Origin of the sequence: Desulfomicrobium apsheronum (assembly GCF_900114115.1) — a bacterium.
In the GTDB taxonomy this organism is placed as follows: Bacteria; Desulfobacterota; Desulfovibrionia; order Desulfovibrionales; family Desulfomicrobiaceae; genus Desulfomicrobium; species Desulfomicrobium apsheronum.
The window spans coordinates 181,399-197,204 of the sequence record NZ_FORX01000003.1; the positions used below are offsets into that span (position 1 = coordinate 181,399).

14 protein-coding genes are annotated in these 15,806 nt (G+C 62.9%); 9 read left to right on the forward strand and 5 right to left on the reverse strand.

Annotation, left to right across the window (positions count from 1 at the left end):
- Window positions 1–29 precede the first annotated feature (29 nt).
- Window positions 30–344, reverse strand: coding sequence for a TRAP transporter large permease subunit (locus BMZ40_RS04990; protein WP_245751030.1), 315 nt, complete (start codon window positions 342–344; stop codon window positions 30–32).
- A 263-nt stretch (window positions 345–607) separates the two neighbouring features.
- Between BMZ40_RS04990 and BMZ40_RS04995 the strand changes: the two genes are divergently transcribed.
- The 5 genes from BMZ40_RS04995 to BMZ40_RS05015 all read left to right on the forward strand — a co-directional run bounded on the left by BMZ40_RS04995 (window position 608) and on the right by BMZ40_RS05015 (window position 6,569).
- Window positions 608–1,591 carry a BMP family protein gene (locus BMZ40_RS04995; protein ID WP_092373018.1) on the forward strand — a complete coding sequence of 328 codons (984 nt, stop codon included), beginning with the start codon at window positions 608–610 and terminating at the stop codon, window positions 1,589–1,591.
- Between the two features lie 45 nt (window positions 1,592–1,636).
- Window positions 1,637–3,166 (forward strand): ABC transporter ATP-binding protein, encoded by a 1,530-nt coding sequence (locus BMZ40_RS05000; RefSeq protein ID WP_092373019.1) that lies wholly within the window; start codon window positions 1,637–1,639, stop codon window positions 3,164–3,166.
- A complete protein-coding gene (locus tag BMZ40_RS05005) occupies window positions 3,163–4,212 on the forward strand; it encodes an ABC transporter permease (protein WP_092373020.1) in 1,050 nt (349 codons plus the stop codon). Before BMZ40_RS05000 ends, BMZ40_RS05005 begins: the two co-directional genes overlap by 4 nt.
- Window position 4,213: 1 nt before the next feature.
- Window positions 4,214–5,155 carry an ABC transporter permease gene (locus tag BMZ40_RS05010; protein WP_092373021.1) on the forward strand — a complete coding sequence of 314 codons (942 nt, stop codon included), beginning with the start codon at window positions 4,214–4,216 and terminating at the stop codon, window positions 5,153–5,155.
- A gap of 145 nt (window positions 5,156–5,300) precedes the next feature.
- The gene (locus BMZ40_RS05015; protein ID WP_092373022.1) at window positions 5,301–6,569 is read left to right on the forward strand and encodes an amidohydrolase family protein; all 1,269 of its coding nucleotides are present in this window, start codon (window positions 5,301–5,303) and stop codon (window positions 6,567–6,569) included.
- A gap of 23 nt (window positions 6,570–6,592) precedes the next feature.
- Here BMZ40_RS05015 and BMZ40_RS05020 read toward each other — a convergent pair whose 3' ends face one another.
- Window positions 6,593–6,940 (reverse strand): GrlR family regulatory protein, encoded by a 348-nt coding sequence (locus BMZ40_RS05020; protein ID WP_177193025.1) that lies wholly within the window; start codon window positions 6,938–6,940, stop codon window positions 6,593–6,595.
- Window positions 6,941–7,178: 238 nt separating this feature from the next.
- Between BMZ40_RS05020 and BMZ40_RS05025 the strand changes: the two genes are divergently transcribed.
- From BMZ40_RS05025 to BMZ40_RS05040, 4 genes are all read left to right on the forward strand, one after another.
- Window positions 7,179–8,315, forward strand: coding sequence for an MFS transporter (locus tag BMZ40_RS05025; RefSeq protein ID WP_092373024.1), 1,137 nt, complete (start codon window positions 7,179–7,181; stop codon window positions 8,313–8,315).
- Window positions 8,316–8,322: 7 nt separating this feature from the next.
- Window positions 8,323–9,219, forward strand: coding sequence for a DMT family transporter (locus BMZ40_RS05030; RefSeq protein ID WP_092373025.1), 897 nt, complete (start codon window positions 8,323–8,325; stop codon window positions 9,217–9,219).
- Between the two features lie 121 nt (window positions 9,220–9,340).
- Entirely contained in the window at window positions 9,341–9,934 is a 594-nt protein-coding gene (locus BMZ40_RS05035; RefSeq protein WP_092373026.1) for a MarC family protein, read from the forward strand.
- Between the two features lie 4 nt (window positions 9,935–9,938).
- Window positions 9,939–11,063: a (Fe-S)-binding protein gene (locus BMZ40_RS05040; protein ID WP_092373027.1), complete on the forward strand. Its 1,125-nt coding sequence runs from the start codon at window positions 9,939–9,941 to the stop codon at window positions 11,061–11,063.
- Here the strand turns inward: BMZ40_RS05040 and BMZ40_RS05045 are convergent.
- From BMZ40_RS05045 to BMZ40_RS05055, 3 genes are read right to left on the reverse strand one after another with little or no spacing between them, the layout of a single operon-like run.
- Window positions 11,032–12,042, reverse strand: coding sequence for a glycosyltransferase (locus BMZ40_RS05045; protein WP_092373028.1), 1,011 nt, complete (start codon window positions 12,040–12,042; stop codon window positions 11,032–11,034). The two genes, BMZ40_RS05040 and BMZ40_RS05045, sit on opposite strands and share 32 nt — an antisense overlap.
- Window positions 12,039–12,656, reverse strand: coding sequence for a methyltransferase family protein (locus BMZ40_RS05050; RefSeq protein ID WP_092373029.1), 618 nt, complete (start codon window positions 12,654–12,656; stop codon window positions 12,039–12,041). The genes BMZ40_RS05045 and BMZ40_RS05050 overlap by 4 nt, the downstream gene beginning before the upstream one ends.
- Window positions 12,656–15,769 (reverse strand): efflux RND transporter permease subunit, encoded by a 3,114-nt coding sequence (locus tag BMZ40_RS05055; protein ID WP_092373030.1) that lies wholly within the window; start codon window positions 15,767–15,769, stop codon window positions 12,656–12,658. The genes BMZ40_RS05050 and BMZ40_RS05055 overlap by 1 nt, the downstream gene beginning before the upstream one ends.
- Between the last annotated feature and the right edge of the window lie 37 nt (window positions 15,770–15,806).

The window sequence follows — 15,806 nt, forward strand, 5'->3', positions numbered from 1 at the left end:
GGAGCCTCCCGGCCGTGTTCGCGCATGTGTTACTTGGGAAAGTACAGCTCCGGCAAGTAGAGGGCGATCTGCGGAAATGCGATGATCAGACCGAGGCCGATCACCATCAGGGTGACGAAAGGCACGATGGAACCATAGATGTCGACCAGGATGACCTCTTTTGGCGCCATGGCCTTCATCAGGAAGAGATTGTAGCCAAAGGGCGAAGTCATGTAGGCGATCTGACAGGTCACCGTATAGAGCACCCCGTACCAGATGGGGTTGAATCCAAGAGCGATGATGAGCGGAATGTACAGCGGCGCGACGATGACCAGCATGGCCGTGTCGTCCAGAAACATACCCATGATGATAGCTTCCAAGTACGGCCCGTACCATCCATGAATACCTGCGAAATCGATCGGTTCCGAGCAGCGCACACCCTTTTTTCATGGACAAAAGTTGCGCCATTGGGCATCAGCCGTATGACACAAAGTCCGGTCTTTCACCTTTCGCGGACCGGGTGCGGACCGAAGGCACACCGCGCCATGCCTGCCGGAATGCTCTGGCATGCATACTGCTTCTGCCGGTCCGGCCCTTCTCCACACAACTTTGAAACACGAGGACACAAATGAAACGTACCCTGTTCCTGGCCGTGCTCGGCCTGGCATTGCTCATGGGCACCACGGCCATGGCCGAAAAAATCAAGGTCGCGGGCATCTACACCCAGCCCATCCAGCAGAAATGGGATGCGACCCTGCACAAGGCGCTTTTAAAGGCCGAAGCGGCCGGTGAAATCGAGTATGTCTGGAGCGAAAAAGTCTCCAACACCGACTACATCCGCGTCCTGCGCGAATACTCCGAAGCCGGAGTGCAACTCATCGTCGGCGAGGCCTTCGGCATCTCCCGCGATGTGCGTAAGGTGGCCAAGGATTACCCGAACGTAGCCTATCTCATGGGCGACACCTTCGGCCCCGACGGCTCAAACCTGTCCGTCTTCGACAACTACATCCACGAGCCCTGCTACCTCATGGGCATGATCGCGGGCTCCATGACCAAATCCGATAAAATCGGCATGGTCGGCGGCTACCCCATCGGCGAAGTGAACCGCCTCTTTCACGCCTTCATGGCCGGCGCCAAGGCCGTCAATCCGGCCGTCCAGTTCAAGGTTTCCTTCATCGGCTCCTGGTACGATCCGCCAAAGGCCAAGGAATTCGCCTACGCCCAGGTCGAATCCGGCGTGGACGTGCTCTACGCCGAACGCTCCGGCGTGGTCGACGCAGCCCGCGAAAAGGGCATCGTCGCCTTCGGCAACGTCAATGACATGAACAAGGAAGAAAACGGCCAGGGCGTGGTCGTGACCTCCGCCCTGTGGCACATGGAAGCGGCCCTGAACCACGCCATCGAGCGGGTCAAGGCCGGAACCTTCGCCGCCGAGGACTACCGGGAATGGACCATGATGGCCAAGGGCGGAGCCTCCCTGGCGCCCCTCCACGACTTCGAGGACAAGGTCCCCGCCGACGTCAAGGCCAAGGTCGCCGAGGCCGAGGCCGCCATCAAGGCCGGAACCCTGGTCATCGAAATCAACGACGACGAACCCAAATCCACCTTCTGATCCCAAGGGGGCCGAAACCATTCGGCCTCCTTTTTCCGGTCAATCATGTCCACCACACCTTTGCTGAAACTTTCCGGCATAACCAAGAATTTCGGTGCGCTCAAAGCCAACGACGACATCTCCCTGACCCTGGCCCAAGGCGAAATGCTGGCCCTGCTCGGAGAAAACGGCGCAGGCAAGACCACCCTCATGTCCATCCTCTTCGGACACTACGTGGCCGACGCCGGCAGCGTGGAAGTGCAGGGCAAACCCCTGCCCCCTGGCTCGCCCAGGGCCGCGCTCGAAGCGGGCGTGGGCATGGTGCACCAGCACTTCACCCTGGCCGGAAACATGACAGTGCTCGAAAACATCATGCTCGGCACCGAATCCCTGTGGGGGCTCCGCCGGGGCTCGGCACGCGCCCTGGCCAAGCTGCGGTCGCTCATGGACCGCTTCAGACTGCACGTGGATCCGCACGCCAAGGTGCGCGGCCTGTCCGTGGGCGAGCGGCAACGGGTCGAAATCCTGAAGGTCATGTACCGGGACGCGCGCATCCTCATCCTCGACGAACCCACGGCCGTGCTCACTCCGCAGGAAAGCGACCATCTCTTCGCCACCCTGCGCAGCCTCGTCGAGCAAGGGCTGAGCGTCATCTTCATCACCCACAAGCTGCGCGAAGTCATGGCCGCCAGCGACCGCTGCGTGGTACTGCGCCATGGCCGCGTGGTGCTTGAGACCGCCACCGGACAGACCAGCGCCGAAGAACTGGCCAAGGCCATGGTCGGAGCCAACATCCCGAAGGCCACACGCGGCAAGCTCACGCCCGGCGAGGAGGTCCTTTTCCTGGACCACGTCCGCGCCGCCGCCCCGGACCGGGGACCGGGCCTGTGCGAACTGTGCCTTTCCGTGAAGGCCCACGAAGTCCTCGGCATCGCGGGCGTCTCCGGCAACGGTCAGGCGCTGCTGGCGGACCTCTTGTCCGGCCTTGTCGCCCCGAGCGGGGGCAGCGTGGTGCTGCGCGGACAGACCGTGAGTCGCCCAAGCCCGGCGGCCATGATCCGCGCCGGCGTCGGCCGCGTGCCCGACGACCGCACCGGAACGGGCCTGGTGGCGGACATGACGGTCATGGAGAATCTGTCCACGGAGATCTACCGCCTGCCCGGATTTTCCAGACGCGGCATGCTCAATTTCAAGGCCCTGTCGTCCCGGGCCGCGCAGCTCATGGAGGTTTTCGACATTCGCTGCGCAGGCAAGGACGCCCCGGTGCGCAAACTTTCCGGCGGAAACATGCAAAAACTCATCCTGGCCCGGGTCCTGTCGCAGGGGCCCCACCTCATCCTGGCCAACCAGCCGACCTGGGGCCTTGATGTCGGGGCCACGGCCGCCGTGCACCAGCACCTTCTGGACGCTGCCCGGCGCGGGGCCGGAGTGGTCCTCATTTCCGAGGACCTGGACGAACTCTTCCAACTCTCCGACCGCATCCAGGTCATGTACCAGGGCCGTCTTTCCGCTCCGGAAAACACGGCTACCGTGGACCGGGCCAGAATCGGGCTCATGATGAGCGGGCAAACCTTCGAAAACCGGGGCGCCGCATGAGATTCGAACCACGCGAATCCGTGTCCCTCGGCTGGCAAGTCGGCGCGCCGCTCCTGGCCGTGCTCGGAGCCATGCTGCTCTGCTCCGGGCTCATCCTCTGGGCCGGGGCGGACCCCTTGAGCGCCTGGCGTCTCCTCATCAAGGGGGCCATGGGTTCAACCTTCGCCCTGACCGAGACCCTGACCCGCGCCACCCCGCTCATCTTCACCGGGCTGGCTGCGGCCGTGGCCTTCAGAGCCAAGCTCTGGAACATTGGCGGTGAAGGCCAGTTCTATGTCGGCGCCTGCATGGCCACATGGGTCGGCACGGGCATGATCACCCTGCCCGCATGGCTCATGATCCCCTTTCTCTTTCTGTCCGGCGCCCTGGCCGGAGGCCTGTTCCTGCTCATTCCGACCTGGCTCAAGACGCACCTCAAGGCCGACGAGGTGGTCACCACCCTGCTGCTCAATTTCGTGGTCCTGCTGGTCGTCAACTGGCTGGTATTCGGACCCTGGAAAGACCCCATGGCCATGGGCTGGCCCCAGGCCGCCCCCGTCATCGATCAGGCCATGCTACCCATCCTGGTTCCCAAATCGAGCCTGCACCTCGGGTTCATCCTGGCCCTGGCCTGCGCCCTGGCGGTCTGGTGGATGATGCGCTTCACCATCTGGGGCTTTGAAATCCGGGCCGTCGGCGCGAGCCTCAAAGCCAGCACCTTTGCGGGCATGCCGGTACAGGCCACCATCATCCGCACCGCGCTCCTGAGCGGCGGACTGGCCGCCATGGCCGGAGTCAGCGAACTGTGCGGCGTGAAGGGCTACCTGACCCTCGATCTGTCCCCGGGGTTCGGCTATTCCGGCATCGTCGTGGCCATGCTGGCCGCCCTGCATCCCCTCGGAGTGGTGCTCTCGGCCATCTTCATCGCCGTCATCTACATCGGCGCCGATTCCATGAGCCGCGCCATCACCATCTCCAACTACATCGCGGACGTGACCACGGCGGTGAGCCTGCTCATGGTGCTCCTGGCCATGTTTCTGACCCGCTACCGCATCCGCTGGAAATAACATGGACATCCTCTCCCTTTTTCTCGAAACCGGATTCTGGCTGGCCACCGTGCGCATGGCCACCCCGCTCATCTTCGGCACCATGGGCGAACTGATCTGCGAACGGGCCGGAGTCCTGAACCTCGGCATCGAGGGCATCATGGCCGCCGGATGCATGTCCGGCTGGACCTGGGTCTTCCTCGGCGGAACCCTCTGGGGCGGAGTCCTCTTCGCCGCCATGGTCGGTGCGAGCCTCGGTCTCCTGCACGCGGTCTTCACCGTGCATCTGGGCCTCTCCCAGCATGTCACGGGCCTTGGCATCACCATGCTCGGCGCGAGTTTAAGCTCCTTCGTCTTCCGCATGCTCCTGCCCCAGGTCACCACCCCGCCCAAGATCACCCCCTTCGCGCCGCTGGACATCCCAGTGCTCTCCGCCCTGCCCTTCATCGGCCCGGTCCTCTTCAGCCAGACCGCGCTGACGCTCCTGGCCTTCGTCCTGGTCGGCGTCGTCGCCTATGTGCTGCTGCGCACACCGCTCGGTCTGGCCCTGCGCATGGTCGGCGAACACCCGCTGGCCGCCGAGGCGCAAGGCCTCTCGGTCCTGGGCCTGCGCACCGGCGCCGTCATGGTCGGCTCGGCCTTCATGGCTGTTGGCGGTGCCTTCCTGACACTGGCCGCCTTCGACGCCTATTACATCGGCATGGTCAACGGACGCGGCTGGATCTGCATCGCGCTGGTCGTCTTCTCCTCCTGGAAGCCAGGCAAGGCGCTCCTCGGCGCGCTTCTCTTCGCCGCCTTCGACGCCATCCAGATGCGCGTCCAGCAGCAATCCATGACCGGCATCCCCTACCAGTTTTACCTGATGCTGCCATACATCTGCTCCATTCTCGCCCTCATCGTCATGTCCCGCAAAGCCGCCTATCCCAAGGCGCTGCTGGTTCCCTTCCGCAAGGGAGAGAGGTAGAGAGGGAAGGTGAAGAGACGCGGAGCGCTGCCCCGCACCCCGCAAGGGACGCGCCCCTTGACCCTGTCAGGGGTCAGGGGGATAATCTCCCCGGAGGACGAATCCCGTCCGCCGGAGGCATTCTTATTCAATCGAGGTGATTACAATGCTGGATCTGCTTATCATCAACGCCGCCCTGCCCGGGCAGGATTCTCTGGCCGAAATCGGCTGCAAGGACGGCCGGATTGTTACCGTCGAACCGAGCATCAAGGCCGAGGCTGCCGAGGTCATTGACGCCAAGGGATATCTTGTCACCGCGCCTTTCGTGGACAGCCATTTTCACATGGACGCGACCCTGTCCGCAGGGCTGCCACGCAGGAACGAGACCGGCACGCTGCTGGAAGGCATCCGCATCTGGGGCGAACTCAAGCCCGACCTTAACGCCGAGGCGATCAAGGACCGGGCCATGAAACTGCTGCATTGGTCCGTGGCCAAAGGCAACCTGGCCATCCGCACGCATGTGGACACCACGGACGCGAGCCTCATGGCCGTGGATGTGCTGCTGGAAGTACGCGACGAGATGAAGGATTTCGTGGACATCCAGCTGGTGGCCTTTCCTCAGGACGGAGTGCTTCGTTCGCCAAGCGGGTTGGAACTGCTGGAACGGGCGCTGGACAAGGGCGTGGACGTGGTGGGCGGCATCCCGCATTTCGAGCGGACCATGGATCAGGGGCGGGAGTCGGTACGGGTGCTGTGCGAACTGGCCGAGAAACGGGGACTCATGGTGGACATGCACTGCGATGAATCCGACGATCCACTCTCAAGGCATGTGGAGAGCCTGGCCCAAGAAACGCAGCGGCTTGGGCTGCACGGCCGGGTCACTGGGTCGCACCTGACGAGCATGCATTCCATGGACAATTATTACGTGTCGAAGCTGATGCCGCTCATGGCGGAAGCGCGGATGCACTGCGTGTGCAACCCGCTGGTGAACATGAACCTGCAGGGCCGGCACGACACGTATCCAAAGAGAAGGGGTCTCATGCGCGTGCCGGAACTGATGGCCATGGGCATCAACGTCGCCTTCGGCCACGACGACGTCATGGACCCGTGGTACCCCATGGGTAGCCACGACATGCTCGAAGTGGCGCACATGGGAGCGCACGCCCTGCACATGACCGGAACGGAAGGGCTTGAAAAAATGTTCGCGGCGGTGACCACCAACGGCGCCAAGGCTCTGGGACTGGACGGTTACGGACTTGAACCCGGCTGCAAGGCCGACATGGTCATCCTGCAGGCGGCAAACGAACTCGAGGCTCTGCGCCTGCGTCCGGCACGGCTGTGGGTCATTCGCCGGGGCAAGGTCATAAGCCGGACCCCGGAGGTGATGGCGAGCGTGGACCTGGGCAAAGGCGAGGAACTGGTGGACTTCACGTAACGACAGGATTGCCTCGGCGTCCGTTACAGGCCGCCATCCGTCAATTCTCCGAGCCAATGCCCGCTGATGTGCAGATGCACCACATGGTGCCCATGCGCGTGCCCTTCCAGTTCAAAAGAGCGGGCTGATGCATCATGGCGGCCATCAATACCCAGATTGGCCGTCTTGAACATGCCAAGGTCCGGCGGTGTCTGCGGATTCCATTTGCGCACGACCAGATTCCCACGCACGGTCCCATCCTCCGATATCAGGCGACCCTGCCAGACATAACCAGGCCCGCCGCCGTTCACCAGCCCCTGCCTGACGACCGCCACGCCTTCTTCGGACTTGTCGTAGGCCACGAGGCGCAGCCAGTACATGCCATCCTGCATTATGAATCTCCTCTGTTTTCCCGGGCGGCTTGGCTGCCGGCGGACTTCATATTGTGCCGCATGCATGAGGCAAAGGCAAACCGGCGGGAAATTCACCCGCTCCCGAACTTGACACCCGCCGCCAACCGTCTCATGCCGTTCCGTCGGCCATGCGCCCGCCCCATGAGGCGCGGCTTCAGGTCATCTCCACGGCAATGAACAACCATCCACGCCTGACGGCGCATCGGAATATACGCCCATGAACACCCCGCAAAACCGGCCCATGTATCTCTTCCTCCTCGGGCTTGCCGTTTTGAGCGCCCTCGGCTTCCAGGGCTGGCGCACGCTTTTCAACAACTACGCCGTGGAAATCGCGCAGGTAACCGGCCAGCAGATGGGCGTCATCCAGGGCCTGCGAGAGGTGCCGGGTTTTATGGCGCTGCTCGTGATCTACCTGCTGCTCTTCGTGCGCGAGCATCGCCTGGCCGTGCTCTCGCTGATGGTCATGGGGCTGGGATTGATGCTGACGGGCATGATGCCAAGCTTCGGCGGTCTTGTTCTGACCACCCTGATCATGTCCTTCGGATTCCACTACTATGAGACCTTGAGCCAATCCCTGACCCTGCAATACTTCAGTGTCACCCAGAGCCCGGTGGTCATGGGCCGTCTGCGTGCGATGGGCTCGGCGGGCAATATCGTCATCGGACTCGTCTTTCTGGTGGCCGTGAACCACGCCACCTATCAGACCCTGTATATGCTGCTCGGCATCTTCATCATTGGGGCGGCCAGCCTCTTCCTGCTGGCCAAGCCCACACGCACGGACCTGCCGTTGCAGCACAAGAGCATGGTCATGCGCCGCCGCTACTGGCTTTTTTACGTGCTGACCTTTTTGTCCGGATCCCGGCGGCAGATTTTCGTGGCTTTCGCCGTGTTCCTGATGGTCTCGAAGTTCGGATATACGGTCACGGAGATCACGCTGCTGTTCATGCTCAACAACGCCGTGAATTATTTTCTGAGCCCCATGATCGGCCGGGCCGTGAACCGCTTCGGTGAACGCAAGGTGCTGACCCTTGAGTACTCTGCCCTGCTCTTCATCTTTCTCGGCTACGCCTTGACCGACAGCAAACTCCTGGTGGCCGTCCTCTACATTCTGGACCACATCTTCTACAATTTCGCCATGGCCATCCGCTCCTTTTTCCAGAAGATCGCCGACCCGCGCGACATCGCTCCAAGCATGGCCGTGGGGTTCACCATCAACCACATTGCGGCCGTGATCATTCCAATCGCGGGCGGCCTGCTCTGGATGGTGGATTACCGCATCCCCTTCGTCAGCGGCGCGGTGCTGAGCCTTGTATCCCTGGCCTTCGTGCAGTGCATCCGCACGGAGAAGGCGTGAGTCCGACATGAAGCACCAAACACCTCCGAATTCCTTGCAAGGAATCCTCTTCGCCCTTGGCGCCACCATCATCTGGTCAGGCAACTTCATCGTGGCCCGCAGCCTGAACCAGAGCATCGAACCTGCCACCCTGTCCCTGCTTCGCTGGGCCACGGCCTTTCTGGGCCTTTTGCCGTTCGCCTGCCGCGCGGCATGGTCACAGCGCGCGGCCATCAAGCAAAGCATGCCGGCCATGATTCCCATGGCGCTCCTCGGCGTCACGACCTTCAACGCCCTGCTCTACAAAGCCGCGCACACCACCTCGGCACTGAATCTTTCGCTCATCGCCACGTCCACGCCGGTGTTCATCATTCTTCTGGCCCGCATCTTTCTGCGCGAAAGCCTGACCGTCCGGAAAATGACCGGTCTGGCCGTTGCGCTGGCCGGAGTCGTGTTGCTCATTACCGGCGGCGACCCAAAGCGCCTGACCAACCTGGAATTTTCCATCGGGGATCTGTGGATGAGCCTGGCCGCCGTGATCTTTGCAGCCTACAGCATTCTGGTGCGCCGTTTCCCGGGCGGCCTGAGCCAGTCCGTGTTTCTGCTGACGCTTTTCGGCACGGGCATCATTTTTCTGATCCCCTGGACCGGATGGGAAGTGTTCACTCACGGACTCCCGACAATCACCCTGGGCGCGGCAGGAGCCATCCTCTACGTCGGCCTCGGCGCGTCCCTGGCCGCCTACGCCATGTGGAACAGCGCCGTGACCTCCATCGGCCCGTCCCTGGCCGGACTCATCTACTACACTCTGCCGCTTTTCAGCGGATTCTCGGCCTTTGTGCTGCTTGGCGAGCCCATGGGGCTGATCCATCTTACCAGCGCCGGCTGCATCCTCGGCGGCATTCTGCTGGCCACGCGCGGATAAAGATTCTAGGGTCTCTCCCGGTATTGCCTTTCCTCGACGCCGGTTCTAAAGACGGCTCGTCCCGGCATCCGGCCGTGACCCAAACGAACAACCGCGCCTTGCGGCGCAGATGGATACAGCCATGATCACCCTTTTCATCAGTTTGAGCATGAAACTCTTTTTTCTGCTCACCCCCTTCTTCGTCCTGACCGTGTTCCTGTCCATGACCGAGCACATGACCAAGGCCGAGCAGCGCAAGGTGGCCATCCGCACCACCATGGCCGTCATGGTCATAAGCCTTATCCTCTATTTCGCAGGAAACCCAATCTTCTCCACCCTGGGCATCACCCTGGACGGTTTCCGCATCGGCGCGGGGAGCCTGCTGTTCCTCTCGGCCGTGTCCCTGGTCTCGGGCAAGCGCTCCGCACAGGAGGCGGCTCCCGACGTGGATTTCGCCGTGGTGCCCCTGGCCATCCCCATCACCGTGGGCCCGGCCACCATCGGCACGCTGCTCATCCTCGGCGCGGAGTTGGGCGGTGCCGCAGAACGAGCCGTGGGCGCTGGAGCGCTGGTCTGCTCCTGCCTGGCCGTGGGAGTGCTGCTGCGTTCGGCCAGGCCCCTGAAAAAGCTGCTCGGCTCCGTGGGCCTGTCCGTCATGACCAAGATCACGGGGCTTGTCCTCTCGGCCATGGCTGCGCAGATTGTCTTCACGGGGATCAGGAACTTCCTTCAGTAGGTCCATGAATATCCCGAAGCTGCCTCCAGAACTGCTCACGCTGGCCCGGAACATTTCCTCAAAATGCACGCGGTGTCTGGCCTGCCAGATCCGCTGCGCGTTCCTTAAGGAGCACGGCACGCCCGGAGAGCTTGCCGAACGTCTGCTCGCAAGCGGCACCGGACTTGGCCGCGCCTATGAATGCAGCCTGTGCGGATTGTGCCAAGCCACCTGTCCCCTGGGCCTGGCCCTGCCCGACTTTTTCCTGGCCATGCGCCGGGCCGCGCTGAAGGAAGGGCGAGTCAGCCTGACTCCATACCGTTCAATACTGAACTATGAAGCGGTGGGAGCCTCCGCCCTGTTCCGCCTTTTCAAGCTTCCTGCCGGGGGGCACACCGTCCTTTTCCCCGGCTGCGCCTTTCCCGGCGCCCACCCGGACACAGCCCTTGCCCTTTACAAGCACCTGCGCGCAAGCGACCCGGCCCTGGGGCTGGTTCTGGGTTGCTGCTTCAAACCTTCGCACGACTTTGGACGGCAAGACTTCTTCAAGAAGCGTTTTGGCGCGTTGCGCGAGAAGCTCCTGTCGCGCGGAGTGCGCACGGTACTCACGGCCTGCCCCAACTGCTTCAAGATATTCGACCAATACGGAGACGGACTTGCGGTGCGCAGCGTGGTCGAGACGCTGGCCGAAAATCTTCCCGCAGACCGCCCCCGGCAGCGTGGTACGGCCATTGTGCACACGCCGTGCCCCTTGAGATTTGAAAAAAAGATTCAGGAAGACATTCTGGGAGTTGCCCGCGCATCGGGCCTGGATGTGGAGAAGACGAGGCAGGACGGAGCCTTGGCACCATGTTGCGGAGCTGGCGGAGCCGTCACCCCTTTACGAACGGATTACGCGGAAAACTGGACCGGGGAAGTAAAGATGCGCGCCCAGGGACGGTTTGTGTTGACCTCATGCGCGGGGTGCGTCCAGACCCTTTCGCGACATACCCGCACCATCCATCTGCTGGATCTGATCTTTTTCCCGCAGGCGGCGCGGCGCGGAACACTCTCCAGACCCAGGGGCCTGGGCAGTTATCTGCACCGCCTGCTTTTCAAATGGAAGGCCTTGTCGATACCTAGCCTGCTCTCTCTTCGAACTCGCGGATAAGTCCGGTTAGGATCCTGGACACACGGCGGGGCGAAAATCTCTCGGCCACGGCTCGGGCCCGTTCGCACATGCCCGGATCAGGGCCGCGCCGAACCAGGCGCAGCATCTCCCGCAGCAAATGCTCCTCATCGACCCGAGCCCATAGCATCTCGGGCCGAAAATGAGGCAGCATCCTCGACATGCGCTCCCCCACCGGCTCCAGTTCAAAACGCAAGGGCACGGAGTTGCGCTGGTCCATGAACTCCATATTCCCGGACCAGCCCGTGGCCAGAACCGGCACCCCGTGACTCATGGCTTCGCTGAGCCCCAACCCCCAGGCCTCGCCCCGATGCGGGGCTACATAGGCCAGAGCCCCCGAGTGCAGGGCGGCCATGCGGGCATCGCTGACGCTCTCCCCAATGCTCACGATCTGCGCGCCCCCGCCGAAAGACACGCTCATCCGATACTGCTTGAGAACAAGAAATACATCCGGATTGGAATGCGCCAATCGAGCAAAGACCCGCAACAACGCATCGAGGTTCTTGCGCGGATTGATCGCATCGACAATGCTGAAAAAATAACGTCCCTTGGACTGCACACCCAAGCGAGTGCGCGCCCACTCCAGGTCCTCGGGCGTAAACGTCGCAAGCTCGACCACATGCGGCAGCACCTTCACCCGGGCATGCCCCTGGCCGAGAGCTTCAGCGGAAAACGCCGACGCCGTCCAGATCTCGTCCACCAATGCAAATCCCGCACGATAGACATCGGGCAACGCAAGCCCTTCCCAGACCGCAAACCCGACTTTGGGCTTCGTGCGGGCGGCTGGGTATCGATCCAGGATATCGGACCAGTTCATCGGATCATCATGCAGTACGGCCAGATCCGCCTCCTCGGGCCTCTCCACGATCTCAAATCCGGCCAGCGCCAGACATTTCCTGTAGGCCTCACCCGCCCTGCGGTGACTGATGTAGTCCGAGAGATACCACCAGACGCGCTTCATCGCCTGCCATCCCCGCGACGCGGCCAGGGAAAGAACATGGGCGTGCCACGCTGGTAATCCCGGTAAGCCTGGCCGTGAACATGCAGGAGCTTGCGCTCCTCAAGCCAGGCGCCGACCAGCACGTATCCGGTCAAAACCAGACTCGTGACCAGCTCCGCCGCATCGAAGTTTCCGGTGCGAGTCCACAGGAGCAGGAGCGCCCCGCCGTACCACGGGTGGCGCACACGCTCCAGGATGCCCGTCGTGCGCAGCTCCTCGGCGTAAGGGCTGCCGGCAAAGGAGCAGCTCGACCGCAGCTGCGCCAGCCCTCCGACCACGCCCAGATCGTATTCACGGGCCCCGGCCCAGAAAAGCCACAGGGCCGCGCCCAGCAGCAGAAAACGCGGCAAGGCCAGGACGCCGCCCCAACCGAGGAGCGCGTCACCGGCCAGCGCCTCCTTGAAATACAACAGCGGGAGGATGCTCAGGACCGCCAGGATGTTATAGCCCAGCCGGTACCATGGACAAAGCCGGGGAAAGCGGTTCGAGACCAGCCGCATCCAGGACGGACTGATGAGCAGGCTGTGCAGGCCCCCCCACACTGCCCAGCCCAGGGCGAGGAGGGCAAGGGACATCACCCCGGCTGCCCCCCGTCTTCAAGGTGCAGGGAGACCTCGTCGTTTTTCCTGTCCACGGAGTGGTCGCGGGCCACCAGCACGTAGATGGACGGGATGACGAAGAGCGTGAAGAGCGTGCCGGTGGTCATGCCGCCCACCAGGACAAGCCCGATGGAGTTCCGGGCAGCGGCCCCGGCGCCGGAGATGAGCACCAGCGGAAAGAACCCGGCGATGGTCGAGCCGGCGGTCATGAGGATGGGCCGCAAGCGGGTCATGGATGCCTCGTGCACGGCCTTAAGCTTGGGCATGCCGCCGAGCTGGAGCTGGTTGGCGAACTCCACGATGAGGATGCCGTTCTTGGCCACCAGCCCGACCAGCGTGACCAGCCCGACCTGGGAGTAGATGTTCAGGGTCGTGGTCCAGCCTTCTGTCCAGAAGGCGACGTTGGGGTCGGGCATCTTCAGGAATGTAAAGACCAGCGCCCCGAACATGCCCAGAGGCACGGACCCGGCCAGGATGATGAAGGGATCGCGGAAGCTGTTGAACTGCGCCGCGAGCGTCAGGAAAATGAGCACCACGGCCAGTCCGAAGGAGAAGAGAAAGGTGTTGCCCTCGGTACGCAACTGACGCGAGTCGCCCGTGTAGTCGAGAACGTAGCCCTGGGGCAGGATCTTCACGGCCTCGTCCTCAAGGAACCGCAGGGCCTCGTCCAGGGGGCGCACCGCGACGCCGCTGATCTTCACGGCGTTGAGCTGCTGGAAGCGGTTCAGGGAACGGGCCACGGTGGTGTTCTTGATGGTCGCCATCGAGGACAGGGGCACAAGCTCGCCATTTGGTCCGGTCACATGGATATTTTTCAGCTGATCGGGGGTCAGGCGATCCACGCGCTGGACCTGGGGAATGACCTTGTAGCTGCGCCCGTCGATATTGAAGCGGTTGACGTAGGCCCCGCCGAGCATGGCCGACACGTCTGAGCCCACGGATGCGAGGCTCAGCCCCATGGCGGCGACCTTGTCGCGATCGATGATCAGCTCGGCCTGGGGCTTGTCGATCTTCACGTCGATGAGCGGCGGAAAGGCGAACATGCCGCTCTGGGTGGCCTTGCGCTGGATCTGTTCGGCGAAGGCCAGGATCTGCTCCGGGTCGGCCGTGGACGCGATAATGAACTCAACGGGAAAATCTCCGCCGCCCGGCAGCGCCGCCGGGGTGACCGGGAACATCCGGATGCCCGGAATGGCGGCCAGACCGGCCTGCACCTCGGGCAGGATCTGCGCGACGGTCCGCTCGCGCTGTTCCCACGGCTTGACCACCAAACCGCCGAATCCGCTGGAAGGAAAGGTGATCTGGAACGTGAATTCAGCCTCGGGCGTACTCATGAATACATCATTGGCTGCCGCTGCGGACTGTCTCGTCTGATCGAGGGATGCATCGGCCGAGGCATCGAGAATGCCGAAGATGACGCCCTGGTCCTCGGACGGGGCGAGTTCCTTGGACGACATCATGAACATGGGCACTGTCAGCACGGCGATCAGGACCCAGACCAGATACACTGCCGGCCGGGATCTGAGCGTCCCGGCCAGGAGGCGACCATAGAAATTCTTGAGCCGATTGAAGTCGCGGTAGATGCGCCCGGACAACCCCCGCTCCTCTATGCCCGCGACGAGAATGCGCGAGGCCATGAACGGCGAAAGCGTCAAGGCCACCACCCCGGACATGGCCACGGTGCCGGCCAGGGTGAAGGCGAACTCCCGGAAGAGCGAACCCGTCAGCCCGCCCTGCAATCCGATGGGCGCGTAGACGGCGATGAGTACCACGTTCATGGCGATGATGGGCCGCACCAGCTCACGCGCGCCGATGAGAGACGCCTCAAGGGGCGTCTTGCCCTCGCTCAGGTGCCTTGAGACATTCTCGACGATGACGATGACATCATCCACCAGCACGCCAACGGAGAGAACGAAAGCGAGCAAAGTCAGCAAGTTGATCGTAAACCCGAAGACCTGCATGAGAAACACGCCGCCGATGAGGGAGATGGGGATGGCCACGATGGGAATGAGCACGGACCGCGCGGATCCCAGAAAAAGGAAAATGATGACCACGACGATGGCCAACGTTTCCACCAGCGTGGTGCGCACCTCTTTCAGGGCGTTGTTGATGTACTCGGTGGCGTCGTACCCGACCCTGCCCTCCATGCCCGAGGGCAGGGATTTCTGGATCTCCTTCATCTCGGCCTGCACCAGCTCCAGCACTTCGATGGAGTTGGCATTGGGCAACGGCCAGACGCCGATGAACACGGCCGTCTGCCCGGTGAAGCGAACCTCGGCGCCGTAATCCTCGGCGCCCAGGACCACGTCGGCGATGTCGTCAAGCCGAACCACCGCGCCGTTCTGCGAACGGATGGCGAGCCGGCGGAACTCCTCGGCGGAGCGCAGGTCCGTGTCAGCGGTCAGGTTGATCTGGATGAGCTGGCCCTTGGTCTGCCCCAGGGCCGAAAGGTAGTTGTTGGCGGCCAGGGCCTGGCGCACGGCCGCAGGGCTGACATTCAGCGCGGCCATGCGGTCGGGCTTGAGCCAGATGCGCATGGCAAAGGTACGCGCGCCCAGGATGTCGGCCCGCTGCACCCCTTCCAGGGCCGAGAGACGCGGCTGGACCACGCGCATGAGATAATCGGTGATCTGATTCTGATCCAGATCGGGCGAGGTGAAGCTCAGGTAGGCCGAGGCGAACTGGCTGTCGGCCGACTCCACGTTGATGATCGGCACCTCGGCCTCGGGCGGCAGGTCGCCCCGGACCTGATCGACCTTGGAGCTGATCTCGGACAGTGCCTTGATGGGATCGTAGTTGAGCTTGAGGCGCACGTTGATGGTCGAGAGGTTCTGCGCGCTCTCGGACTGGATGTAGTCGATGCCGTCGGCCGCCGCGATGGCCCGCTCCAAAGGCGTGGTGATGAACCCGCGCACGAGTTCGGCGCTGGCCCCGACATAGGTCGTGCTGACCGAAACCATGGCGTTTTCGCTGCGTGGATATTGCCGCACCGTGAGAGTGAAGGCGGCCTGAAGCCCGGCAATGACGATGAGCAGGCTGACGACGATGGCCAGGACCGGGCGGTGGATGAAGATGTCGGTGAATTTCATGAGGTCGTTCCGTATCGGAGCTCTTTCCCGGCGGCCC